The sequence below is a fragment of the Paenibacillus sp. 10L310 genome, from assembly GCF_056395745.1.
Window position 1 is genome coordinate 1 of sequence record NZ_JBFTKC010000003.1, and the last position, 24,105, is coordinate 24,105.

The following is a 24,105-nucleotide window of genomic DNA, read 5'->3' on the forward strand; positions in this document are numbered from 1 at the left end:
GTTAGTGAACTAGGATTAATGACTTCATCTTCAGGCGCCATATCTAAAAAGTACTTAAAGGACATGTCATATTTAGAACGTTCCACAACATCCGCATCGGATACATCGAAAATGGATTTCAACAATAGGTATTTAAACATTCGAATGGGAGGCACTGCATTGCGACCATTGTCGAGGCAGTATCTATGTTGCAATTCTACCTGAACAAATGAAAAATCTACGAGATCATTGATTTGACGAAGCATATTATCTTTAGGTACGACGATATCGTATATGTCCATAAATGCACTAAGGTTAAGAGATTGTTGGTTTGAAATCATTCGAGACACCACCTGAAATTAATCATTTAATTATACAGGAAAACAGATATCCCTCCTCAAAAAAATGAGGAGGGATATCTGTTTATAGATGTTGGACTTTTTCAGTGGCCTCTACATTTCATAGTGTGTTTTTTAGTCTTTATTTGGTGAAGCTTCCCAGCCACTCACTCCAAGCTTGATTGTTGGATGGCTTGCCGGAATCATTTAATTTCATATAATCCAGTAGCTGATCCAGATTATTCGAATGATTAAGTCGATATTCTTGTATGAATTGCACCATGGCTCTATATACAATAAGATCAAGCGGAGAATAAGTAGGCGTGTCATTGGAGCTTCCATCTCCATTACCATTCCCACCATCATTAACCGGCTCTTCTGGAGGTACCTGAGTTACAGAATCCTCCTTTGTAAACGTGCCTGTGTCTCCAATATAGGTAGGATAACTAATAGCGATTTCTCCTGTTAAACTGTTTCCGACCCGACCAATGTTTGGTTTTTCGAGAGTTGTTATTACACCTTGGTTGTTTACAATTCCTTTAAGGGCAGGAATAGTTATTTTAGTAGGAAAGCTACTCGGCACAAATAAAGGTTTATACTGTATACTTTTTCCAGTGCTGTTATCTACAAAAATAGGCTTATCCGTTTGATAAGTTGACTTCATTTTTAATTCTTCAAATGCTGACGTATAAGCGGCAAAAGCATTGGGATATTCTTTATTACCCAGAACATCCGCCCAACTTCTTTCATATGGATGGGTATACAACTGTATTTTACCATGAGCATCTACATGTGTATCATACAAAAAATAGTTACTATTCCATCTCATAAAAGTACCAAGATCATTTTTACTTTCTCCTGGAGGGTTTGATGTTTTTACTGTTGAAGGAACAATAACTGAATTAATTGTTGCAACTTTTTCTATTGTACTTGTTGAAGCATTAATTAGGGCTCCTGCACCGAAATATTCATTCCATTTTTTCACCAAATAAATCTGCGCATCAGAGGACCATTGTAGACTGTACTTTCTATTGGTCGCCCATAAGTTATTGTATCCCTGAATGGAAGACGTAATTTCAGATTTTGTAGTTGCGTCTGCATCTCGCCACGCTTGTTGTCCAAAGTGATACACCTGTTCCATAATATTTCGATCAATATTCGTTGCATTCTCCGCTGCTGCTAAGAGTGCCGTTCCACCCCATTGCATGATTGCTCCCGCTTCCAGTTCACCAGAAGCAAAGTCTGAATTAGCTGCCTCTGCTTGAAATTGGACTGTCGCTACAAACAATAAAATGAAAACGTTCAACACAATAAATGTTCTTCTAAATAATGTTTTCTGAAATTTCCTAAACAACTTGAATTCCTCCTAAAGTATGTACTTGCTAAAAATCTAACTTACCCGTTTGAACGAATTGAATTTTAGCTTTCTTTAGATACCTCGGACCTCAAAAGAGCTATTTCGATCTTTATATTAACCTAATTTCTACCCTCCTCAAAAGGAAAAATATAACTTTAATATTATCTCAAATATTGAAGTAAGAGTAAATATAATCTCACAAAATATAATTATAATAACTAAAAAAAGCCCCAAAGCTCTGGATTACATCGCTTTGGGGCTTACATGTTCAGTCAGATATGAGATTACATCTCGTCTGCTCTGATTGTATTATTCCGTTACGATATCATGAACCAATACAGGAGCATCGGCATGATCCGCAATTGTAATGTTTTCTTTGATTTTCGCGATGACGTCTGCTACGTCTTCACGATTGGCATGGATCGTTACGAGGGACTCACCAGCTTTAACTGGGTCACCAACTTTTTTGTTCAGCATCAGACCAACCGCGAGATCAATCTCGGACTCTTTTGTTGCACGGCCTGCGCCGAGCAGCATTGCTGCAGTTCCGATTTCGTCAGCAACGATTCCGGCAACATAGCCGTCTTTGTCTGCTGGGACTTCAACCAGATATTGTGCTTGTGGCAAACGATCTGGATGATCCACAACCGAAGCGTCTCCGCCTTGGTTTGCCAAGAAATCTTTGAATTTCTCCAGTGCTTTACCGTTCTGGATCACTTCTTTCAATTTCTCCTCAGCGTGCTCCAAGGAATCTGCTTTGCCAGCAAGGAATACCATCTGACGTCCAAGTGCCAGACACAGTTCTTCCAGATCTTTTGGACCTTTACCTTGCAGGGTGAGGATGGCTTCTTTCACTTCAAGTGCGTTACCAATCGCCAGACCCAGTGGTTGGGACATATCGGAGATAACAGCCATCGTTTTACGGCCAACATTGTTACCGATGCTTACCATGGCATGTGCCAATTCTTTAGCATCTTCCGTTGTTTTCATGAATGCACCAGCACCCGTTTTAACATCCAAAACGATTGCATCTGCACCTGCTGCAATTTTCTTACTCATGATGGAACTGGCGATCAGTGGAATGGAGTTAACGGTAGCTGTTACGTCACGCAGTGCATAGAGCTTTTTGTCTGCAGGCGTTAGGTTACCACTTTGTCCGATAACTGCAACCTTATGTTCGTTTACGAGACGAATGAACTCTTCTTTTTCAAGCTCTACGTGGAAACCAGCAACGGATTCCAGCTTGTCTGTTGTACCACCCGTGTGACCAAGTCCACGTCCGGACATTTTGGCAACAGGTACATCTAGCGCAGCAACAAGCGGAGCCAGTACCAGTGTTGTTGTATCGCCCACTCCTCCCGTGGAGTGCTTGTCTACTTTGATGCCTTCGATAGCGGACAGGTCAATCGTTTCACCGGAATTTACCATCGACATTGTCAGATCGGCGCGTTCCTTGTCTGTCATATCTTTGAAGAATACCGCCATCGCCCAAGCGCTGACTTGATAGTCTGGGATCTCTCCTTGTGTGTATCCTTGAACAACAAAATCAATCTCAGCTGTTGTCAGTTCTTTTCCGTCGCGTTTCTTAGCAATAATGTCTACCATTCTCATGATGATCTCTCCTCGGGTAAATGATTTGTATAGAACACTTTGTACTGGGACCGTTCCGGCTCCGGATCGTTCCTTCAACGCTTTGCTTCTTCAGAATCGATTCCGGGTCCTTCACTCTGTGCTTAAAACAAAAGTTTCGATTAAACTCAAATGATTATGAATATAAAATACAACAATTACAGTGTGATTGCTGTGTCCAGGGCAACTACCATCATGTCGTTGAACGTTTTTTGACGCTCTTCGGCAGATGTTTCTTCGCCTGTCAGCAAGTGGTCACTTACCGTCAGGATGGTCAGTGCGTTAACACCAAACTTGGCAGCGATAGTGTACAATGCTGTTGTTTCCATCTCTACGCCGAGTACGCCGTGTTTCATCAACTTCTCGGTTACGGAACGGTCATCGCGGTAGAAAGAATCGGAGCTGAATACGTTACCGACGTGAATCTTCATACCTTTAGCTGTTGCACGGTCATATGCTTCTTTCAGCAGGGAGAACGTAGCGATTGGTGAGAAGTCATAACCACCGAATACGTGTTTGTTCATGCTGGAATCTGTACATGCTGCTTGTGCAAGGATAACGTCACGTACACGTACATGCTCCTGCATACCGCCACAAGTACCCACACGAATCAGGTTTTTCACGCCATATTCGCTGATCAATTCGTTAGCATAGATTGCGAAGGACGGAATACCCATCCCTGAACCTTGCACCGAAATCCGGTGTCCTTGATATGTACCTGTGTAACCGAGCATTCCACGAACTTCGTTGTAACATACAACATCTTCGAGGTACGTATCTGCAATATATTTCGCGCGCAAAGGGTCTCCTGGCAATAGGATCGTTTCTGCGATATCCCCGGGTTTTGCTCCAATATGTGTACTCATGAATGAATCTCCTCCAGTTATACAAATTAGTCTATTATGATGGCAGGACCGGAGCAGGCAAGCTACTCCGACCTCCCCTATCCAGTTTTGAAAAACTTATTTCAAATCTTTCAGGAAGCTGGTGCCGTATTCCGGCATTTTCACTCCAAAGTTCTCGGCGACGGTTGCGCCAAGGTCAGCAAATGTGCTGCGCAGATCAAGCTTTTTGCCCTCGCTGAAGCGCGGAGAGTAGGCAAGCAGTGGTACGTATTCACGTGTATGGTCTGTACCACGGTATGTTGGATCGTTACCATGGTCAGCTGTGATCAGCAGCAGATCATCATTGGTCATTTTGGCAAAAATCTCTGGCAGCCGTGCATCATATTCTTCAAGTGCCTGAGCATAACCTTGCGGATCACGACGGTGACCGTACAGGGCATCAAAATCAACCAGGTTCAGGAAGCTGAGTCCAGTGAACTCTTCATCCATCGTTTCAGACAACTTGTCCATGCCATCCATGTTGGAGACGGTACGAACAGCCTTGGTCACACCTTCGCCATCATAGATATCTGCGATTTTACCCAAAGCAATCACATCAAATCCACCATCTTGCAGTTCATTCATAACAGTACGACCAAAAGGTTTGAGCGCATAGTCATGACGATTCGCAGTACGTTTCCAGTTACCCGCTTCTCCTACAAATGGACGTGCAATAATGCGGCCGAGCATGTACGGATCTTCAAGTGTAATCTCACGGCAGAACTCACAGATCTCATACAGTTCTTTCAGTGGAACAACGTCCTCATGTGCTGCAATTTGCAGAACCGAATCCGCGGATGTATATACGATGAGCGCGCCAGTTTCAACATGTTCTGCACCCAGCTCATCCAGAATTTCCGTGCCACTGGCCGGTTTGTTACCAATTACTTTGCGGCCCGTTTTCTCTTCAATGCGCTGAATCAACTCATCGGGAAAACCATTCTCGAACACACGGAAAGGTGTATCAATGTAAAGACCCATCAGCTCCCAGTGACCTGTCATTGTGTCTTTGCCTCTGGATGCTTCCTGCATCTTGGTGTAATACGCTTTAGGTGCATCCGCTACAGGGACACCCTCAATTTCTTTGATGTTGGACAGTCCGAGACTGGCCATGTGAGGCATTTTCAGACCTCCGCGTTCACGTGCAATGTGACCGAAGGTATCTACATCAAAATCATCAAATTCTGCTGCATCCGGCGCTTCGCCGATCCCTACAGAATCCATAACGATCAGATGTACTCTTTTGAATGTTGACATAACCTAAGCACTCCTTCCAATAATCCGGTTTACAAGAACAGTCCAGTAATGATCGCTGACAGCACGCTGACAAGCGAAGCACCGTAAAGCAGTTTCAGACCGAAGCGGGCGACCACATTACCTTGCTTCTCATGGAGTCCCTTCACCGCACCAGCAATGATACCGATGGAGGAGAAGTTGGCAAACGACACGAGGAAGACAGATACGATACCCGTTGTTCTGGCAGACATTGCAGTCTCCTTCAAATTAAGCATAGCTACGAATTCGTTGGACACCATTTTGGTTGCCATAATACTTCCTGCCTGAATCGCTTCTTTCCATGGAACACCCATGATAAAGGCAAATGGTGCAAACACATAACCAAGTAGCTCCTGGAACGAAATGCCAAGCACCGCGCTGAAAATTCCGTTAACAAGTGCGATCAAGGCAACAAAACCGATTAACATCGCAGCTACGATGATAGCAACTTTGAATCCATCCAGGATGTATTCGCCGAGCATTTCGAAGAAGGACTGTTTCTCCTCTTCCTGTACTTCCAATATATCTTCTTCCTCTGTAACCTCATAAGGATTCACAATAGAAGCAATGATAAAACCGCCAAACAGGTTCAGTACAAGAGCTGTAACCACATATTTCGGCTCGATCATGGTCATATAAGCACCAACAATCGACATCGATACCGTGGACATCGCCGAAGCACACAAGGTGTACAGCCGATGTTTTGGCAACAACCCAATTTGTTTTTTCACAGAAATGAACACTTCAGATTGCCCCAATACAGCCGAAGCAACCGCGTTATATGATTCCAGTCTGCCCATTCCGTTGATTTTGCTTAATACCAGACCAATATATTTTATAACAAAAGGCAAGATTCGGATATACTGCAATATCCCAATGAGTGCCGAGATGACAACAATCGGCATCAATACGCTGAGGAAGAACGGCGCCCCCCCGCTCTCTGCACCTACGGTAGTTAAACCCCCAAATACAAATGCGATACCTTCATTCGCATAGTCGAGTAAACTTTTAAATACGGTCGCGAAACCGCCAATTAAAAAAGTACCCACTCCTGTATTCAACAGAGCATAAGCTAGTATAACTTGCAAAACAATCATGATAGCCAGCGGCCGGTAACGTATCTGCTTTTTGCCGTTGCTTGCGATATAAGCCAGTCCAAAAACAACGAGTAAGCCGATAATGGCAATTAGAAATTTCATTTGATTTCTCCTTTGAAGGTAGTTAAGCCGGATGTGAAAATTCAGCTCAAAGGGCTCTTAAGCATTCTTATCAGTAATCTTTCAGAAAACTTATGAAGCGCTTACAATAAGTTCAGTTAATTAAAATATAAGTGTAAGTTGTATTCCCTGTACCTGAGTCGAACGCCCAAGTACAGAGAATATAACATTACTTTTATTTATTAAGCTTTATCTTGATAAGATGCTTTTGCTTAATAAGAAGATGTAGACTGACCACCCTGCATGATCTTCACGCCAGAGCTTGCACCGATACGAGTCGCACCCGCTTCGATCATTTTCTGCATATCTTCCAGGCTACGTACGCCACCGGAAGCTTTAACGCCAACATCAGGACCTACAGTACGACGCATCAAAGCGATATCTTCTGGCGTTGCTCCACCTGTGGAGAAACCTGTAGAAGTTTTAACAAAATCAGCTCCAGCTCGCACAGCTGCCTGACAAGCACGTACTTTCTCTTCATCCGTCAACAGACAAGCTTCAATAATAACTTTCACCAAAGCTTTACCCGCAGCCGCTTCAACGACAACACGAATATCTTGTTCAACGTAATCATCTTTGCCATCTTTCAAAGCACTGATGTTGATGACCGTATCGACTTCAGTTGCACCTTTAGCAATCGCATCTTTCGTTTCGAAAGCTTTTGTCTCCGATGTAGATGCTCCCAGAGGGAAACCAATAACGGTGCAGATATCTACGCCAGTACCCTGCAACTGCTCAGCAGCATAAGCAACCCAGCCTGGATTAACACATACGGAAGCAAACTGGTATTGCTTCGCTTCTTCGGTTAACTTGGCCATTTCACTTTGCGTTGCGTCCGCACGAAGCAACGTATGGTCGATCATTTTCGCTAATTGTGGTGTAGTCAATTGAATCTCTCCCTTATCTGAACTAGTTATTTTCTATACACTTACACTAACATGAACATATGTAAAAATCAACTTGAACTTTTGTTCACAGTTACACTTACATTTCTTCTTCGTTATATTTTCTTCCTAAAAAAGCAAAACATCCGCCCTGTTTGCATGGCAGATGTTGTCATCCATATCCATTTGAAATTAAAATCGAAGTAATGCCTGCGCTGTGTACTGATCCGTGACCAGAATATTTGCGTAATGACCTTTGAGCGCGGCGTGTATGGCTTCAATTTTGCGTTGTCCCCCAGCGACAAGGATTGATTTTTCCTTATTTCTCAACTCGGCTAGATCAATTCCAACGGTTCTGCTGTTAATCTCTTCACTGATCAACTGACCTTCCGCGTCGAAAAAGCGTGAACAAATGTCACCTGCACCGGAGTTCATCAGCAATTGTTGCTCTTCTTCATTGAAGTAACCGAGCCTGAACAGTAACGCATCTTCCTTCACAGTACCCACGGTAAACAAAGCAATGTTGGCCTGTCTCCCAAGTTCCACGATTCTGCCGATATGTCGATCCGCTTCCACCATGTTTTTCACTTCAATGTTGTCGAAAATAACAGGCAGCGGCAGATACCTTGGTACCGTATGGAATGCCTCAGCGAACAAATGAACAATCTCAGCGGCATACGTATTGACATGGGAGTGGCTTACGCCCCCCTTCAATTGCACGACTTCGACACCTTTAACCTGCTTGGGACGAAGCTGGCGTGCTACAGCATGCATGGTTGTTCCCCAAGTCACCCCGATAATATCTGCATCCTGAACCGTCTCTTGAAGGTAGTCTGCTGCTCTTTTGCTGATATGCTTCTGTATTTCCTCATCACTCTTCAACGGGGTAAAACACACAAGTGCCGTATCCAGATCATATTTTGACTTAAGTTCTCCGGCAATGATGTCGATATCCTCCAGCGGGTCCATAATTTCAATCCGGACATATCCACGATCTTTGGCGTACTGAAGTAACCTTGATACGGTTGGACGCGACACGCCCAACCTTGCGGCAATATCCTGCTGGCTATAATCGGACTGATAATACAATTTCGCTGCTTCAATGCTTAATCGTTGCTTCTCCAGGTCCATTCCCATGTGCGCTCATCTCACTCATCCTATTGTCTTTGGAAAATAAATACTCGTCCTGTATATTATACATGGATTGAGTATCCGGTCACCATATAACATCCAATTCAGTATCATGATCGATCCATTCATTCATATCCCTTTCTGACGTATAAAAATGGGGAAACGATGCATACTACTGCGGTCGCTTCATCATTGCCAAGATCACTTCACCCCATTAATCGCACAGAGAGGAAGAACTACATGTCTACCTTATTGTATATTACTGCCCATCCTCATGATCATGAAACCTCCTTCAGCATGGCTACGGGCAAAGCATTTATTGATGCTTATCGTGAAAGTCACCCATCTGATGAGGTTGTTCACCTCGATCTGTATCGCTCGGATATTCCGCATATCGATGCGGATGTCTTCAGTGGTTGGGGCAAACTGCAATCGGGCAGTGATCTGACTGCCGAAGAACAGACCAAAGTAAGCCGTTTGAATGAACTATCGGATCAATTTGCCTCAGCAGATAAATATGTTTTTGTAACTCCGATGTGGAACTTCTCATTCCCTCCTATTCTGAAGGCTTATGTGGACTCGATCTGCGTAGCTGGCAAAACATTTCGTTATACCGAACAAGGTCCTGTCGGACTGCTGTCTGATAAAAAAGCACTGCATATTCAGGCCCGCGGCGGCATTTATTCCGAAGGCCCAGCGGCTCAGATGGAATCCGGTCATCGTTACTTAAGCATTATCATGTCATTCCTCGGTGTGCCGAAGCTTGATGGCATTTTTGTTGAGGGGCATAATCAATATAAAGATCGTGCAGATGAGATCAAGCAACAAGCTATAGAGCAAGCACGCACTTTCGCGAAACAGTTTTAAGAGAGGTAGTTCAAAAAGTTGAATATCACTCAAAACATAAACAAAACCCGCGTGCGACCTAGGGGATGATCCCAGGAGACACGCGGGTTTTCAATGTATAATCAACCTAGAGCTTACTGATGTCCAGCACTGGCACGGCTCATGGTTTCAAGTTTACGTGTGATCGCATGACGGTCTACTTTCAATCCCCAGATCATTTCAATAATCTGTTCTTTCTCCTCAGGACTGTCGGCATGCTTCAATTGCATTAACAGATCATGCATTTGTTCATTAATGCCTTCAAATTGAATCCATAAATCCTGTCTCACCTCTTTGGAATCCAGATGATGATTCGCATCGACTTCTTCCTTCAATGCTTGCAGAATAGCATCTTTCCATTCGTCATCACCTAGCTGTTTCGCAATGTTCAGGAGATCCAGATAATCGTCAACAAGAAGTGAGTTCAATTCAGCATGTGTTTTCATCGTTTATTGCATCCCCTTTTCGTCTATTTACCAAGTATTATACTCGGTATTTCAGGATATGCAATAGCTGTCGGAAAAAGTTGATTTATGTAGCCTGTCCCTTCAACCTGTGAACAAGCAAATTACACAAGACAAAACCGATCAAAACGTACACACCGATCATCCCCACAATGCCTATCCATCCAAGATGACTGTAAAGCAGTCCACCTCCTGTTCCACTTACGCTTGAACCAAGATAGTAGAAAAATAAATACAACGCATTGGCCTGGGATTTGTGCTGATTGGCCACGAGTCCAACCCAGCTGCTTGCGATGGAATGACCGCCAAAGAAACCAAAGGCAAACAGGGCGAGTCCGATAATTTTGACCCAAAGCGCTGGATGAACGGTACAGACTGCACCAGCCAGAATAATTCCCAGCGCGATTCCAAGCACATGTGACCTGCCGTACCGATCTGCCAGCCTGCCCATCCAGGTGCTGCTTACCGTGCCCATCAGATATACCACAAAAAGACTTCCAACGATAGACTGGCTAAGATGATAGGGTTCACCCGTTAATTCAAAACCGATATAGTTGAACAGGGTCACGAATCCCCCCATCAGGAGAAAACCGAGTCCATACAGGCATAACAGCCTTGGATTGCGACATTGTGACCACAAAAGAGGTATTGGATTTTTGAATCCGGGTGCAGCTTTGACAAAATGACGGGATGGCGGGATGACAAGCCAAAAAATAACGGCTGCACACAGTCCAAGAATACCAATGAAACCCACAGCAGCGCGCCAACTGAACCAATCTGTCACCACACCGCTGATGAAACGGCCGGCCATGCCTCCTATCGAATTGCCACTTATATATAGGCCCATAGCATAACCAAGACTTCTAGGTTCAATTTCTTCTGACAAATATGTCATAGCTATCGCTGGCAACCCCGCGAGTGCCACACCCTGGAGAATACGAAGTAGAAGAAGCTCCGTATATCCCGGGCTGAATGCGCTGAGCAAAGCAATAACAGAAGATATCACCAGTGCAGCTGTCATTATAAAGCGTCGGCCCACAGAATCAGACAAGGACCCGATGAACAGCATCGTCAGTGCCATGGCGATCGTTGTAACGGATAACGTAAGACTGGCGTGTGCCGGCGTAATGGAGAATGCGTTGCTAATCTCAGGCATCAGGGGCTGGAGGCTGTAGAGCAAAGCAAAAGTGACAAAACCTCCGGCGAACAGCGCAAGGCTAATGTTACGAAACGTCTTAGTTCCCTGCTGAATCATGGATGTTCCAACTTTCCCAGTAAGAAAGCTTCTTGGATCGACTGTGGTCTGATCGCCGGTCAGCGAAGCCTTCCATCTATCGTTATTTAGTGAACAAATTCCGCTCCATATGGGTTAAAAAATCATAACCATCTGGCGTTACAACAATTGTATCTTCGATTTGGAATCCACCAGCACCTAGCTCGTAATATGGTACCTCAACACATAACACCATACCGGGCTCCAGTATACGCTGGTCCCCAGGGGAGAGGGTTATATCGTCGTACAGTTCCAACCCGATGGCATGTCCGACATGCTGACGTCGGTAATGTGGAATCCCTTCACGCTGTACGCGAGATACTGCCGCATGGAATACTTCCGACGCCTTGACGCCAGGGCGCACCGTTTCAAGTGCCGTCTCCCATCCACTTTTGACCGCAGCAAAATGTTTTTTCATCCAAGCGGTAGGCTCCCCTGCAACAACCGTGCGGCCCGTATCTCCCCAGTATCCTTCCAGCTGCAGGCAAAGATCGAAACGGACCTGATCTCCAACCTCAATCATATGAAAATAATTTTCGATGAGTGGTAGCGCACTACGTGGCCCTGCCCCTACCGCTGTCATTGCCGGAGTTCCACCCGCTCTCATCACAGCCAGACGATAATGATCGGCAAGTTGCTTCTCATGAACACCTGCTGCAATCAGGTCAATTAGTTCCTGCTCAATCCGTTCATTTAATTGGGCAGCCTGACGCAGTTGCTCGATCTCAAAAGGGGTCTTGACCAGACGGATTTCTCGGAACAACTTATATGCGGGAATTACCGGTCTGTCAGGAACCTCCTCCCTGATTCTAGCCAGAATATCGGGAGCGATCCGCATCTCATCGATTCCAATCGGCTGATCTTCGATCTCAAGCTGTTTTAATGCAGCCTTGAGTGCTTCAACAGGACCCGGATGAATAACCGTCGTTTGCAGAAGAGAATAAAAGAGATCAATGTCGTCAGTGGAAGGTTTGCCTTCAATTGAACCTTCCACAAAGAAATCACTGTAGGCAAATATATCTACCCCCGTAATACCGAACTGAGCTACAACGCCTAACCGATTCGTTGGAATGACGATACAAGGCTTTGCAGATCTGTCGGCAGGTAAAACAGCATAAATCTGCATGGTCCAGTTGCTTGCGCGTAGCTGGGACCCGATGACATAGTGAATATTCTCCGGAGTTGTTGCGATCAGGGCGCTTAGCCCTTGAGTTTTCATCACTTCTTCCGCCCGGTCCCAGTTAAGACCTGAGCTATGGGATAGATGCTGTGAATTATTCATTTTGATCCAGTCCTCCTTTTGTTTTCCTGCGACCAAACAAACTTTCAAGTCCTGGTACAGAGCACAACACTAGTTTAATCGTCATAAACAGAGCCAGCGCAAACGCGATCAGAACAACAGACACCACGGCTATCGTTGGGTCCTGCCATTTCTCCATATACAGGAATAGTTGTATTGGCAACGTGTAGCTGTCCTGACGGAGCAGCAACAGAGCAGCCTCTACCTGATCAAAAGTGAAGACAAAAGCGATTGACCCTGACAAAAGCAGGGATAGTCGGAGCTGTGGCAGCGTAATTGTGAAAAAAATGCGTATCGGCCCAGCACCAAGGTCCGCGGCAGCTTCCCGATGAGCCGGGTGCAGATTGGCTAACGCACTGCCAACAATAGTGAGCACAAATGGCAGCACAATGACCGCTTCACCCAAAATAAGTGCAAACAGTCCGCCTGCAATATGCATTTTTGAGAATAAAATCAGGTATGCAATACCCAGCGTAATTTTTGGCATAACCATTGGAGATACAAAAAATGCCCTTAAGATACCAGAGCCCGGGAAAGGGTATTGCACGATTGCTAACGCAGCAAGCGTACCTGTGATCAAAGCCAGCAGAACCGCCCCTGTAGAAGCAATAAGGCTGTTCTTGAATGCATCGAGAAACTGGGTTTGCTCACTCAGATTGGCATACCACTTCAAGGTGAGACCTTCCGGGGGAAATTTGCTGGCTGAACCTGAGCCTACAGATGTCAACATAATCATCAGCAGTGGCAGCAGCAAATAAATCGCTACGGCACCCACAAAGATGTAGAGTAACAGCTTGGTGCCCCTGTTCGACTTAACCATACGCCTGACCTCCCTTGCGGGAACGACGGAACATCAACGTTTCTGCTCCTTTATTCACAAGCAACGAAACAACAATGGAAGACACAAGTAAAAACAGGCTGGCAACCGCAGCCATCGGCCAGTTGGTGTCCAAGGTTCGCTGATATATAAATACCGGAAGTGTCATGACTCTTCCCCCGCCGATCAGCTGAGGTGTGGTGAATGCGGTGAGACATAGCGTGAACACAATCTGCACCCCGCTTGCAATGCCTCTTGCCGATAAAGGCAGGGTAATGGTCAGGAACGTTCTCCAGCTGCCCGCCCCCAGATCCTGAGCAGCTGCCTTTAAGGAAGCGTCACTTTGGGACAGTACATTTAGAATCGGAAAGACCATAAATGGCAGGAAAATATGGACAAGGGCCACGACAACACCTGTCTCGTTGTATATCATGCTGAATCCTTCCTCGGTTAGCCCCAGACGGATGAACAGCCAGTTCATGAAGCCCTGTTTGGACAACAAAAGCTGCCATCCGTAAGAACGCACAACGGCACTGACCAGTAGCGGAAGAAACGTGAGCAGCAGCAACAATTGCTTCATGCCAGGCTTCTTTAGACCCGCAATGCAATAGGCCAGCGGATAGGCAAGCAGAAGACTCCATAGCGTAACCTTGAAGGCAATGCGAAACGTTGTGCCAATCAGCTTCCAATAATAAGGGTCGGACAGAAACGCACGATAAGCTCCTAAATCCCAGCCCCGAATAAGCTTTCCATTCTCATACATATCAAAGCTATATCTGCCAAAGATCAGCAACCCACCCAGATACACGATGCCCATCAGAGCAAGCGCAGGCAACAGAAGCAGTAACCGGGTTACCCATGTGCGGTTTCCAAAGGAATACAGATTCACGATCCGTTCCGCGATCCGGTTCATATTCTTGCCCCCTGTACACGGTCATCAATGGGTTCGGATAACAAGAGCGCGTCCTCTGGATCAAAGCCAACCTGTATTGGCTCACCTGGACTATAACGTGAGGTTCCCCGCTGATGCAGCACACTGGCCTGAATTAGAAAACCCTCAGCAATCTGCACGTTGTATCGAATATTTGCTCCGCCATACACCGCTTCAATCACGTGTCCATCCAGCTTGTTCAGGCAATGAGTTGCATCTTCTCCAAGTCGAATATACTCATTGCGGATTGATAAGGAATGTCGTGCTCCCGCTTTCGGTACAGCATTGCCATCACTGACTTTCACCAGCAATGGCTTGCCGAAGCATTCCACCCGAATTCCATTCACATCATGTCCCAGTACTTCCGTCTCAAAGAGATTGGTATCTCCAATAAACTTGGCCACGAAACTATCGGTCGGTCTTTCATAGATTTCATCAGGGGTTGCGTATTGCAGCAGCCTTCCATCGCGCATAACGCCAATTCGGTCAGACATATTCATGGCTTCGCTCTGATCATGCGTTACAAAGATAAACGTTCCGCCGAATTCACGCTGGATGCGTTTCAGTTCACGCTGCATATCGAGACGCAGCTGCATGTCCAATGCAGAGAGAGGTTCATCAAGCAGCAGCACTTCGGGTCTGTTGATCAGTGCGCGAGCAATGGCGACGCGTTGGGCCTGCCCCCCGGACAGCTCGGATACAGCACGCCTGCCATAGTCTCCGAGCTGGACTAGATCAAGCATTTCACCTACCTGCCGTTGGATATCGGCTTTTGGTAACTTCTTCACCTTTAGCCCATAGGCAATGTTGTTGAATACATCCATATGAGGGAACAGCGCAAGCTGCTGAAAAATCATATTGCTATTGCGTCCATAAGCCGGGATGCCAGTAACATCCCGACCTCCCAGCATAATGGTGCCCTGATCCGGTTGCTCAAGTCCCCCAAGCATGCGCAGCAGTGTGGTTTTGCCACAGCCACTCGGACCAAGCAAGGAAACGAATTCGCCCTTTTTCACTTGGAGTGTTACTTGATCAACGGCGGCTCGCTCACCATAAGTCTTCGTGACTTCCCTTGTTTCAATGGATATGGTCTCTTGTCCGCTGCTCATCTCTGATTCCCTCCCATCCATTCCAGGTTCATAACAAGACCCGGAATCGTAGTGTACCTGGCAACAATCCTTTTATTGAAGCTTTGTTTTCACGAGTCGATCCCATAGTTCTTTCCAAGAAGAACTGTTCTGTGCAAGCACATCCCAGTCTGGATTAATGCCGTTACTTTGCGTTTCGACGGAGAATGAAGGATCATCCTTGTACTTGTCCGGAACTGCAGCTGTCGTACTGGTTACCGGCGTACCCGTAGCTTCTGCATATTGTGACAGCGCCTCGGCGCTCAACAACTCGTTAATAATTTCATTTGCAACACGTGCTTGCTCAGGTGTTGAGCCCTTCACTACCTGAAGTGTGTACGGGAAGGAGATGGCACCTTCACTCGGATACGTTACAGCAAGTGGAGAACCACCATCAATCCATGTCTGTGCAACCTGTGCACTGAATGGGGCAATGAGCGCATCACCTGACTCCAGCAGTGCCTTCAGCTGATCATTGGATGAAACCAATGTGCCAATCTGGTCACTGCGATCTGCCCAGAACTGGAAGGCTGGCTCGGGATTTTCATAGGATGCGCCAATCTCTTGACCTTTGGTAGCAATAAGTGGGGAGATATAGGAATAGAACATGTAGTCCCAGAGCGCAGTTTTTCCTTTGAACTCCTCGTTATCCCATAGATCGTTCCAGCTGGTAGGTGGCGTTTTCACCAGATCTTTGTTATATACCAGGGCGAAGCTCGAAACGCCCCAGACCACACCTTTATTGTCTGGCTTGTGGAAGGACTCGGGAATATCCTTAATATTGGTCACGATGCTGGTATCCAGTGGCTCCCACATGTCATCATTCAAGCCTTTTGCCGTCGCATCTGCATTGAAGTAACCGAAGTTAACAATCGGATTGTTGGCATCAGCCTGCTTGCCTGCGACCATCTTGGGGTACATTACCGAATTGGAGGATTCCTCAAAGGTGACTTCAACGTTGGGATGTTCTTTCACATACTCGGCAACCACTTCTTTCGGAACGACATCCTGATTGGAGCCAGCCCAGATAAACATCGTCAGCTTAACTTTGTCTCCGCTTGCTCCTGAAGAGTCGCTCTCTCCGGCAGTATTACTTGAGCTGCCTGCTCCACCGCAGGCGGAAAGCACCAATGTACCGGCCAGTGTCAGAGAGGCGAGGCTGAGAAAGCGTTTTTTGTTGGATTTGAACATGCAAATTCCCCCATCCATGTAGTTGGTTTTACCGATAAGACAGAACTAGATAGTCTCCATACACTTGATCAATGCAACCCTATTTGCTGGCGTAAACCTTCCATAATGTCGGATATCTCCCGTGGATTTACAGATAGGGAATCCTTATACTTCTCCTCTACAACGCCCATGGTCTGACGCTTCAGGTAGTCTCTTAGTGCAAGCGGAGCATTCAGCAAGGCCTGATTCAGTGTTACCTGCATCTCATCGCTCCATATGTCTTCAAATTGCTCCCGCGCCTTGCCAAAGGCGAATTCCTCCTGCTGCCGTGGTCGCTTGGCTCGCATTTGTTCGGTATCGCTCTCGTTCAGCTCCAGGCCGTCAATCACAACACCATATAACTCAAGAGCTTTCTTCGGGGATACCAGCCCACTTCTTACATCCTCCAGAACTAGGCGTGGTTCACGTTCAAGTGGATCACCATATCCGCCTCCGCCTTGCGACAGGAACGTAACCGTTTCTCCAGGTTGAAGCAGCAGCTCATCAATTCTTCCCAGATGATGCTCACTTGCACGTCCAGCATTAAGAATCGCTTCTCCATGTGAACCTACGCCACCACCGAGCCTGCCCCAGGGCTGGAACTCCATACGCTCCATGTTTCTGGCCGTCATCACGGTATCCGGTGTTAGAATTCTGACACATAAATCAATTCCGCTTCCGCCACGGAAGGTTCCTGCACCCGCCGAGTCAGCACGAAGACCATAATGCTCAATCAACACAGGCATCTCGGATTCCACCGTTTCCGCAGGAATATTCCGAAGATGACCGACCGCAAAATCCATGCCATCAATGCCGTCTTTCATCGGCCTAGCTCCCGAACCTCCGCAGATCGGCTGAATTACGCCCACCTTTTTCTTGCCATCGGATGCATCTGTCATCGCCATCATGACGATGCAGGCTTGTCCAGCTCCTGCCGCGGGAACCATACTGCCCTGAGCTTTCCCCAGTGCTCCCGTGATAACGTCCATCAGCCGGATAAAGGTCGCAGCACGTGCCCCAACTGCTGCCATCGGCTCCGGGTTTAGTACGGAAGCAGGCGGCGCGTAATTTCGCACCATACGAATCATGCCCGAATTCCAAGGAATGGTCGGATCGAGCGTACGGAAATAACGAATGAGTGCGGGCACCAGCATGTAATGGCCCTGTTGGTTGTGGGTAGGAATGTTGAATGAAGCCCTAACCTGAGGATCGGTGCCGCTAAAGTCCAGATGAATGTCACTACCTGCAATCGTCATCTTGCAACGCAACCGAATAGGATATCCCCCTGGTCCTTTCTCCAGATAGTCCCAGAAGTCATAGGAACCGTCCGGGATATCTTGCACGATAACACGTGCCTTCAGCTCGGCATATTCCAGCAAATGTTCGATGCCCTGCTGGATTTTTCCCACGCCATATCGTGCAATGAGTTCCTCAAGCCGTTGCTCTCCCCGATTCAATGCAGCCATAAGCGCTTTGAGATCACCGAGATTTTGCTCCGGAATTCGGCTGTTGTCCATAAACATTCGCAGGATCTGCTCGTTGAGAACACCAGCTTCATACAGCTTGACTGGTGCAATTCGAATGCCTTCCATATGAATATCGTAGGCGCTGGGAGATACGCTCCCCGGTACCTTGCCGCCCACATCGGATGAATGGACAAAGCACATGCCGTAAGCAATGATTCGCCCTTCGTGAAAATAAGGCTTGATGAGATGAATGTCTGGAAGGTGTGTGACCATGCCTTTGGTGGAATAAGGATCATTACATATGACGAGATCCCCTTCTTTCCAGTCTTCTATACTGTTAATGGTCGCAGCAGCAGGGATGCCCAGGGACAGATTGTAACCCGTCTCCAGCGGCGATCCGAACGTTTCCCCGGATGGAGATAAGAGGTAGGTTCCAAAATCGCCAGTTTCTTTGACAAAAGCGGTGAATCCTGTGCGCAGAACAACATTTGCCATCTCTTCCACGGCAGCTTGAATCCGGTTGTTAAAAATCTCAAGAAAGACCTTGTCGCCGATCATGCTTCCACCTCCCCAATCACGTTCCCATGCACATCCCGGTATACCTTATATCCTGGCGGAATAAAGATCGTTGTATCATATTCCTCCACAATAATGGGCCCGGGGATGGGGGCATCCACCGATGGAATTTGTCCCCTTTTCAGTGCCTTGGCAATCTGCTGTACATGGTCAAAGGTGATGAGCCTTTCTTCCGCTACACTCTCATCAAATGGCAAATTTGCCGGATCTACCGTGTTATGGGTAGGTAAAACACCAACAATGGTTGCTCTGAGACTTACAAACATAACCTCTGCCTCTGGCTGACTGATGCCAAACACGTTTTGGTAAGACGTATGGAATTTAACCCCTGCCTTCTTGGGATCTTCAATTTCTTCCAATGTCAGCGTGACCTCTATATCAAAGGCCTGTCCCTCATATCGCATATCCGCACTGTATAGGCAATAAATATTGTCCAGCTTGACACCACAACGGGCTTCCTCTTCGACCCAGCTACGTCCCTGGTTTTCCAATTCAGCAAAAAGAGAGCTCAATTCACCAGACTCCAGAGTCTGGGTACTTTTGTGTAACGTATGAACGAAATCATTGCGGAGATTGGCGACCGTGCAGCCCATGGCACACAGTGTTCCCGGAGATGGCGGTATCAACACTCTGCCGATACCTACCTCACGTGCCATCAGAAAAGCATGCATCGGGCCTGCTCCACCATATGCGAGCAACGTAAAATCGCGGGGATCCACGCCCTTGCGAGCCATGAGGGGAGAAAACTGGGCGTACATATTGGCAGTTGCCACATCAAGAATGGCTTGTGCAGTCTGTTCGGCATTCAGTCCAAGCTTCTCTCCCAGATTGCCCAGAGTACGCTCTGCAAGTTCTGGATACAGACTCATTTGTCCGCCAAGGAAACGGTCAGCATGCAGGATACCGAGCTGTAGATAGGCATCTGTGGTTGTCGGCTCTTCTCCCCCGCGCTGATAACATGCCGGACCGGGGTTGGCTCCCGCGCTGCGTGGCCCAACCTTGAGTACGCCCACGGAATCGAGCCAGGCAATTGAACCACCACCTGCTCCTATAGCCGTTACATCAACAGCGGGAATGATGACAGGAAAATCTCCAACCTTGTTCTCAGAAGAATAACTCGGTTCTTTGTCAATAAGGGCGACATCAACGCTTGTCCCACCCATGTCAAATGTGATGACCTGATGAATGCCCGCTCGTTCAGCAATATGGGTCGCGGCGATTACACCGGAAGCAGGCCCGGACAGAAGCGTACGTACCGGCTCATTAGCCGCTCTGGCAGCCGTCATAATTCCACCGTTGGACATGGTCGACAGCAAGTTGGCTTTGAGGCCGTATGCCTGAATCCCTTCTTGCAGACGCAGGAAGTAAGACCCCATCCGTTCACCTACATAAGCGTTCATGGCCGTTGCGAGTGTTCGTTCGAACTCACGCTGTTGTGGCCAGATGGCGCTGCTTCGGCAGATGAACAGTTGCGGATAACGTTCCCTGATCAGATCTTCTGCAAGCTGCTCATGAGCAGGATTCACATAAGCATGTAAAAAGCTAATCGCCAAAGCGGTAACGCCATCCTCCACCAGCTCATCCACCGATTGCAACAGTTGTTCCTCATTCAGTGGCTGGAGTATGCCTCCACTCGCAATGACCCGTTCATCGACTTCCTTAACGCGATGTCTCGGTACCAGAGCATCGGTCTTGTCACCATACAGATTGGTTGTATCCTCAAGTCGCAACCGGCGGATTTCAAGAATGTCACGGAATCCTTTAGTGACCAGCAGACCTGTAACTGCGCCATTTCGCTCAATCAACGTGTTGACGCCAAGCGTTGTTCCATGCACAAACAGATCAATCTCATGAATATTCACGCCACTCGCCTTCAACTGATCAAGTGCGTTAAAAATCGCCTGTTCCGGAGCTACTGCAATCGATGGCGTCTTCAGCGCCGCAATTACCCTGCCCTGATGGTCCATCACCAGCGCATCCGTGAAAGTACCTCCGATATCTATGCCTAAACGGTAGATTGTGTCCACAAGCTCAACTCCTTTATCACCGGGTCTGTTTCTAAGGAATGTTATTGGTTTTGCATGGCGAAATAACGTTTGACATCATCGATCATTTGGTTGATATGATTCACCATTGCCGCTTCAGCCTGCTCCGGAGAGCCCGCTACAATAGCATCCAGAATCTGCTGATGATCTACAACTAATTCACTTCCTACTCTCCGGCGAATATACGCTGTTTCCAGAAAATCGCGGCTTGTCTCCCATACCAGTTCAACCGCATGCAGAAGAATTTGGTTTTGCGCAGCATAAGCCAGCAATCTGTGAAACTCCCGGTCCTCCTCGTATGGTATAATATTCTTGGAGAGCAATTCATGCTGGTTGGCAATAGATGCTTGCAACAGTACTATGTATTCTTTCGAGGCACGTTGTGCTGCCAAGGAAGCGATCTCCCGCTCAAGTGCCCTTCTGGCAACGAGAACATCTAGCAGAGCCTTTTCCCCGGAATGGTTCAGCATCTGAATTAACTGTGAGTTCACGCTTTGTTGCTGCAAATCTTTTTCCAACGTCTTCATTCGATCCAGACCCTGTTCGGTCAAAGTTCTTCCCTTGCGACCTTCCAGAACTGTAAAACCTTCAACATCCATCTCCATAAGTCTTCTTCCGATGGTTGCCTGACTCAGACCATACGTTTTGCCCAAAGTATGAACCAACGTACTGGCCCCGATGGGAGCATTAGCGTCTCGAAGCTGCTTCAACAGTTCGTATTCCAACTCCATTTCGTTTAGCTCAGGACCCACTGATCTCACCCCTCTTAGATACTTAATTGTTTTTTTATCTTCTTCGTAGTTGTTACTCACTGATGATTAACGTTAGTATACCTTGCAGACATCACAATTTCAACAATTCTCATCAAAATAGTGCGAATTATTCCCTCAACTATACTGTGCACCTTTTCAATTCAAAATTAAAATTAAAAAAGAGCATTTCACATCCTTTATTCCAGCGTTTATCTGGAGGATGCAATCTGCCCTTAAACGTAGCAATCTTTTAAGATCACAAATGTAATCATTAATACTCAAATCAGGTATCAGGACTTGAGTTGTTGCAATAACTGCACACGGTAGGCTTCACTTTCAAGCGATTGAATTTCCTTATATTCTTCGGCAGTAAGCACTTTGGGTTCCCCGGCTGCTTTGGCGATCATATATACCTTCGCGCTTTCTTCCACCACTTGGGTGCGGTAATAGGCTTCGCGGAGGTTTTTACCCGTTGTGACCAATCCGTGATTGACGAGAATGAGTGCCGTATGTTCTTCTACCTTTGCTGAGACTGCATCGGCAAGTTGTTTCGTCGTTGGTAGAACATATGGAACAAATCCGATATCACCTACCAAGGCGGACTGATCAGGGAACAAGTGTGGCAATTCATCGAAAACGAGACTAAGTGCGATCGTATATGCCGGGTGCGTATGCACAATGGCTTGGATATCAGGATTCACACGATAACTGTACAGATGCATCAATACTTCGGAAGATGGACGTGTTGATCCCGCACGAGTCTCTCCTGTCTCGATATCAATGGCGATCCATTCGTCAGGCTCCAGATCCTCAAGTGCATAACCACTCGGAGACAACAACATCGTTCCCCCAGAGCGAGCGCTCAGATTCCCACCGGGTCCTACCACCAACCCTTGGGCAACTGCTCTACGTGCATACTTCGTCAACTCTTCCCTTACTTGTTGTTCAGACATGTTGCTCACCACTCCTCATACTTTTCTTTTTAGCATTTTGCGTCAATGCTCATTGCATTGAATCTATTTATTACCTGTTGATTTGATTTAGACTTTGGTAGTTTTCATAAGCTTCCTGCCACAGCTCTGTATCCTCAGGCTCATAGGTCTCGGGGGAAAAGGAAGCAGCCATGACCTCCCGTACCTCGGCCAAGCTACTCACCTCTCCATGCGCAAGGAATTGCAGCATGCAATTCCCGGCTGAAGTCGCCTCTGCCGGGCCTGCCACAACCGCGACACCGGCTGCATTAGCTGTAAACTGGCATAATAGTCGATTGTGTACACCACCACCAACCATATGAATGACACGAGGTCTTGTACCTGTAACCAACTGCAGTTCATCCAGCGTCTGTCTGAATTCCAGTGCCAGACTTTCCAGAATGCAGCGTACAATCGCTCCAGTCGTTTCAGGCACAGTCTGTCCGGTGAGACTGCATTGTTGCCGTATTCGTTCGGCCATATTCCCTGGGGCCAAATATACGCCATCTCCCGGCGATACATAACTTTGATGTGGCGTTGCCAAGGTAGCCAGTTGAATCAGTTCTTCATGTGTAAAAAGTTGATTCTCCTGCTCCCATTGCCGTTTGCATTCCTGTAGCAGCCACAAGCCTGAACGATTTTTCAGGGTGCGTACTTTTCCACTTACCGTCCCTTCATTGGTGAATCCCAATGCACGACTTCGGTCATCCAATACAGGTGTATCACGCTCCACCCCCATAAGAGACCAGGTACCACAGCTGATAAAAGCGAAATCCGAATCATTCGCAGGTATTGCTGCCAAGGCAGATGCCGTATCATGTGAACCCACAGAGACTACCTGCATCGGTCCAGTCCGTAACTCTTCGCACAACTCATTTGTTAAATCACCCAGCACGGTACCCGGTTGAACGAGTTTTGGAAATAATGTTTCCGGTATACCGAGACGCCCGATCAGATGTTCATTCCAACGCGCCTCGCCTGCATGCAACAGCCCGCTAGTACTTGCAATCGTATACTCACAAGCCTGCTGACCGGATAGATAATAGTGAAATAAATCCGGCATAAATAACATGCGCACATCCGTACGCAAACCTTCGGCCTGCTCTCGTACACTGCCTAGCAGTTGAAATACTGTATTGATCTGCTGCGGCAAAACGCCGGACATGGCATACAGTTCTTCATCTTTCACCATGTGCAGAACTTCTTCCATCCACTGTGCATTGCGTGCTTCCCGATAGTGACGTGGGTTCGAGCACAACCTTCCCGCACCATCCACCAGTCCATAGTCCACTCCCCACGTATCCACTGCTATAGAACGGACCGATGGAGAGACGCCTTGCGTCCCTTTCACAATGCCTTGTTTTAATTCATGAAAAAGTCGCAAGAAATCCCAATACAATCCGTCCCCCAGCTGCACGGGTTCGTTGTTGAATCGATGCACTTCTTGTAACGAGAGTCTGTTTCCATCAAAAGAACCACGGACTACGCGTCCACTCCCGGCGCCGTAATCGGCAGCAAGCACATGTGTTGCTTGATTGCCCATTCTTTCAAGCCTCCTTAACTCTTCGCGATAAGCCGTATTCGAGTTCTGAGCA

At 47.0% G+C, this 24,105-nt stretch carries 21 protein-coding genes; 1 reads left to right on the forward strand and 20 read right to left on the reverse strand.

Going from position 1 to position 24,105, the window contains the following annotated elements:
• From AC1DE7_RS08970 to AC1DE7_RS09005, 8 genes are all read right to left on the reverse strand, one after another.
• On the reverse strand, positions 1 to 320 hold a 320-nt coding region (locus AC1DE7_RS08970; protein WP_477534180.1), incomplete at its 3' end, for a transposase.
• A 139-nt stretch (positions 321 to 459) separates the two neighbouring features.
• A complete protein-coding gene (locus tag AC1DE7_RS08975) occupies positions 460 to 1,671 on the reverse strand; it encodes a hypothetical protein (protein WP_282321166.1) in 1,212 nt (403 codons plus the stop codon).
• 312 nt (positions 1,672 to 1,983) lie between these two features.
• Positions 1,984 to 3,285, reverse strand: coding sequence for a pyrimidine-nucleoside phosphorylase (locus AC1DE7_RS08980; RefSeq protein ID WP_036613808.1), 1,302 nt, complete (start codon positions 3,283 to 3,285; stop codon positions 1,984 to 1,986).
• Between the two features lie 176 nt (positions 3,286 to 3,461).
• Positions 3,462 to 4,169 (reverse strand): purine-nucleoside phosphorylase, encoded by a 708-nt coding sequence (gene deoD, locus AC1DE7_RS08985; RefSeq protein WP_017688193.1) that lies wholly within the window; start codon positions 4,167 to 4,169, stop codon positions 3,462 to 3,464.
• Positions 4,170 to 4,265: 96 nt separating this feature from the next.
• Positions 4,266 to 5,444 carry a phosphopentomutase gene (deoB, locus tag AC1DE7_RS08990; RefSeq protein ID WP_477534181.1) on the reverse strand — a complete coding sequence of 393 codons (1,179 nt, stop codon included), beginning with the start codon at positions 5,442 to 5,444 and terminating at the stop codon, positions 4,266 to 4,268.
• Between the two features lie 29 nt (positions 5,445 to 5,473).
• Positions 5,474 to 6,661, reverse strand: a complete 1,188-nt coding sequence (locus tag AC1DE7_RS08995; RefSeq protein ID WP_036613804.1) for a NupC/NupG family nucleoside CNT transporter — start codon at positions 6,659 to 6,661, stop codon at positions 5,474 to 5,476.
• 230 nt (positions 6,662 to 6,891) lie between these two features.
• The gene (gene deoC / locus AC1DE7_RS09000) at positions 6,892 to 7,542 is read right to left on the reverse strand and encodes a deoxyribose-phosphate aldolase (RefSeq protein ID WP_036613998.1); all 651 of its coding nucleotides are present in this window, start codon (positions 7,540 to 7,542) and stop codon (positions 6,892 to 6,894) included.
• A 213-nt stretch (positions 7,543 to 7,755) separates the two neighbouring features.
• Positions 7,756 to 8,694 (reverse strand): sugar-binding transcriptional regulator, encoded by a 939-nt coding sequence (locus tag AC1DE7_RS09005; RefSeq protein ID WP_036613997.1) that lies wholly within the window; start codon positions 8,692 to 8,694, stop codon positions 7,756 to 7,758.
• Between the two features lie 240 nt (positions 8,695 to 8,934).
• Between AC1DE7_RS09005 and AC1DE7_RS09010 the strand changes: the two genes are divergently transcribed.
• Complete coding sequence (locus AC1DE7_RS09010) at positions 8,935 to 9,561, forward strand: FMN-dependent NADH-azoreductase (protein ID WP_036613802.1); 627 nt, start codon at positions 8,935 to 8,937, stop codon at positions 9,559 to 9,561.
• A gap of 113 nt (positions 9,562 to 9,674) precedes the next feature.
• On the opposite strand, the gene AC1DE7_RS09015 is transcribed toward AC1DE7_RS09010, so the two are convergent.
• The 12 genes from AC1DE7_RS09015 to AC1DE7_RS09070 all read right to left on the reverse strand — a co-directional run bounded on the left by AC1DE7_RS09015 (position 9,675) and on the right by AC1DE7_RS09070 (position 24,053).
• The gene (locus AC1DE7_RS09015) at positions 9,675 to 10,025 is read right to left on the reverse strand and encodes a hypothetical protein (protein WP_036613800.1); all 351 of its coding nucleotides are present in this window, start codon (positions 10,023 to 10,025) and stop codon (positions 9,675 to 9,677) included.
• A gap of 85 nt (positions 10,026 to 10,110) precedes the next feature.
• Positions 10,111 to 11,298: an MFS transporter gene (locus AC1DE7_RS09020; RefSeq protein ID WP_315372408.1), complete on the reverse strand. Its 1,188-nt coding sequence runs from the start codon at positions 11,296 to 11,298 to the stop codon at positions 10,111 to 10,113.
• 82 nt (positions 11,299 to 11,380) lie between these two features.
• Entirely contained in the window at positions 11,381 to 12,598 is a 1,218-nt protein-coding gene (locus AC1DE7_RS09025; RefSeq protein ID WP_477534182.1) for a M24 family metallopeptidase, read from the reverse strand.
• The gene (locus AC1DE7_RS09030; protein ID WP_477534183.1) at positions 12,591 to 13,436 is read right to left on the reverse strand and encodes an ABC transporter permease; all 846 of its coding nucleotides are present in this window, start codon (positions 13,434 to 13,436) and stop codon (positions 12,591 to 12,593) included. The genes AC1DE7_RS09025 and AC1DE7_RS09030 overlap by 8 nt, the downstream gene beginning before the upstream one ends.
• On the reverse strand, positions 13,429 to 14,346 hold the full coding sequence (locus tag AC1DE7_RS09035; protein WP_076328594.1) for an ABC transporter permease: 918 nt from the start codon (positions 14,344 to 14,346) through the stop codon (positions 13,429 to 13,431). The genes AC1DE7_RS09030 and AC1DE7_RS09035 overlap by 8 nt, the downstream gene beginning before the upstream one ends.
• Positions 14,343 to 15,473, reverse strand: a complete 1,131-nt coding sequence (locus AC1DE7_RS09040; protein ID WP_315372047.1) for an ABC transporter ATP-binding protein — start codon at positions 15,471 to 15,473, stop codon at positions 14,343 to 14,345. The genes AC1DE7_RS09035 and AC1DE7_RS09040 overlap by 4 nt, the downstream gene beginning before the upstream one ends.
• Positions 15,474 to 15,545: 72 nt before the next feature.
• Positions 15,546 to 16,682: an ABC transporter substrate-binding protein gene (locus tag AC1DE7_RS09045; RefSeq protein WP_315372046.1), complete on the reverse strand. Its 1,137-nt coding sequence runs from the start codon at positions 16,680 to 16,682 to the stop codon at positions 15,546 to 15,548.
• Positions 16,683 to 16,750: 68 nt separating this feature from the next.
• Positions 16,751 to 18,724, reverse strand: coding sequence for a hydantoinase B/oxoprolinase family protein (locus AC1DE7_RS09050; protein ID WP_315372045.1), 1,974 nt, complete (start codon positions 18,722 to 18,724; stop codon positions 16,751 to 16,753).
• Complete coding sequence (locus AC1DE7_RS09055) at positions 18,721 to 20,769, reverse strand: hydantoinase/oxoprolinase family protein (RefSeq protein ID WP_477534184.1); 2,049 nt, start codon at positions 20,767 to 20,769, stop codon at positions 18,721 to 18,723. Before AC1DE7_RS09055 ends, AC1DE7_RS09050 begins: the two co-directional genes overlap by 4 nt.
• Before the next feature lie 41 nt (positions 20,770 to 20,810).
• Positions 20,811 to 21,539: an FCD domain-containing protein gene (locus AC1DE7_RS09060; protein WP_245838229.1), complete on the reverse strand. Its 729-nt coding sequence runs from the start codon at positions 21,537 to 21,539 to the stop codon at positions 20,811 to 20,813.
• A gap of 290 nt (positions 21,540 to 21,829) precedes the next feature.
• Positions 21,830 to 22,492: a class II aldolase/adducin family protein gene (locus AC1DE7_RS09065; protein ID WP_127549126.1), complete on the reverse strand. Its 663-nt coding sequence runs from the start codon at positions 22,490 to 22,492 to the stop codon at positions 21,830 to 21,832.
• 70 nt (positions 22,493 to 22,562) lie between these two features.
• The gene (locus AC1DE7_RS09070) at positions 22,563 to 24,053 is read right to left on the reverse strand and encodes a rhamnulokinase (RefSeq protein WP_477534185.1); all 1,491 of its coding nucleotides are present in this window, start codon (positions 24,051 to 24,053) and stop codon (positions 22,563 to 22,565) included.
• Positions 24,054 to 24,105: the final 52 nt, after the last annotated feature.

Coding starts and splice junctions, on each gene's coding strand:
- AC1DE7_RS08995 (WP_036613804.1), bottom strand. CDS start 6,661: ATGAAATTTCTAATTGCCATTATCGGCTTACTCGTTGTTTTTGGACTG.
- deoB (WP_477534181.1), bottom strand. CDS start 5,444: ATGTCAACATTCAAAAGAGTACATCTGATCGTTATGGATTCTGTAGGG.
- AC1DE7_RS09045 (WP_315372046.1), bottom strand. CDS start 16,682: ATGTTCAAATCCAACAAAAAACGCTTTCTCAGCCTCGCCTCTCTGACA.
- deoC (WP_036613998.1), bottom strand. CDS start 7,542: ATGATCGACCATACGTTGCTTCGTGCGGACGCAACGCAAAGTGAAATG.
- AC1DE7_RS09040 (WP_315372047.1), bottom strand. CDS start 15,473: ATGAGCAGCGGACAAGAGACCATATCCATTGAAACAAGGGAAGTCACG.
- AC1DE7_RS09065 (WP_127549126.1), bottom strand. CDS start 22,492: ATGTCTGAACAACAAGTAAGGGAAGAGTTGACGAAGTATGCACGTAGA.
- AC1DE7_RS09030 (WP_477534183.1), bottom strand. CDS start 13,436: ATGGTTAAGTCGAACAGGGGCACCAAGCTGTTACTCTACATCTTTGTG.
- AC1DE7_RS08980 (WP_036613808.1), bottom strand. CDS start 3,285: ATGAGAATGGTAGACATTATTGCTAAGAAACGCGACGGAAAAGAACTG.
- AC1DE7_RS09005 (WP_036613997.1), bottom strand. CDS start 8,694: ATGGACCTGGAGAAGCAACGATTAAGCATTGAAGCAGCGAAATTGTAT.
- AC1DE7_RS09010 (WP_036613802.1), top strand. CDS start 8,935: ATGTCTACCTTATTGTATATTACTGCCCATCCTCATGATCATGAAACC.
- deoD (WP_017688193.1), bottom strand. CDS start 4,169: ATGAGTACACATATTGGAGCAAAACCCGGGGATATCGCAGAAACGATC.
- AC1DE7_RS09050 (WP_315372045.1), bottom strand. CDS start 18,724: ATGATCGGCGACAAGGTCTTTCTTGAGATTTTTAACAACCGGATTCAA.
- AC1DE7_RS09025 (WP_477534182.1), bottom strand. CDS start 12,598: ATGAATAATTCACAGCATCTATCCCATAGCTCAGGTCTTAACTGGGAC.
- AC1DE7_RS09070 (WP_477534185.1), bottom strand. CDS start 24,053: ATGGGCAATCAAGCAACACATGTGCTTGCTGCCGATTACGGCGCCGGG.
- AC1DE7_RS09015 (WP_036613800.1), bottom strand. CDS start 10,025: ATGAAAACACATGCTGAATTGAACTCACTTCTTGTTGACGATTATCTG.
- AC1DE7_RS09035 (WP_076328594.1), bottom strand. CDS start 14,346: ATGAACCGGATCGCGGAACGGATCGTGAATCTGTATTCCTTTGGAAAC.
- AC1DE7_RS09020 (WP_315372408.1), bottom strand. CDS start 11,298: ATGATTCAGCAGGGAACTAAGACGTTTCGTAACATTAGCCTTGCGCTG.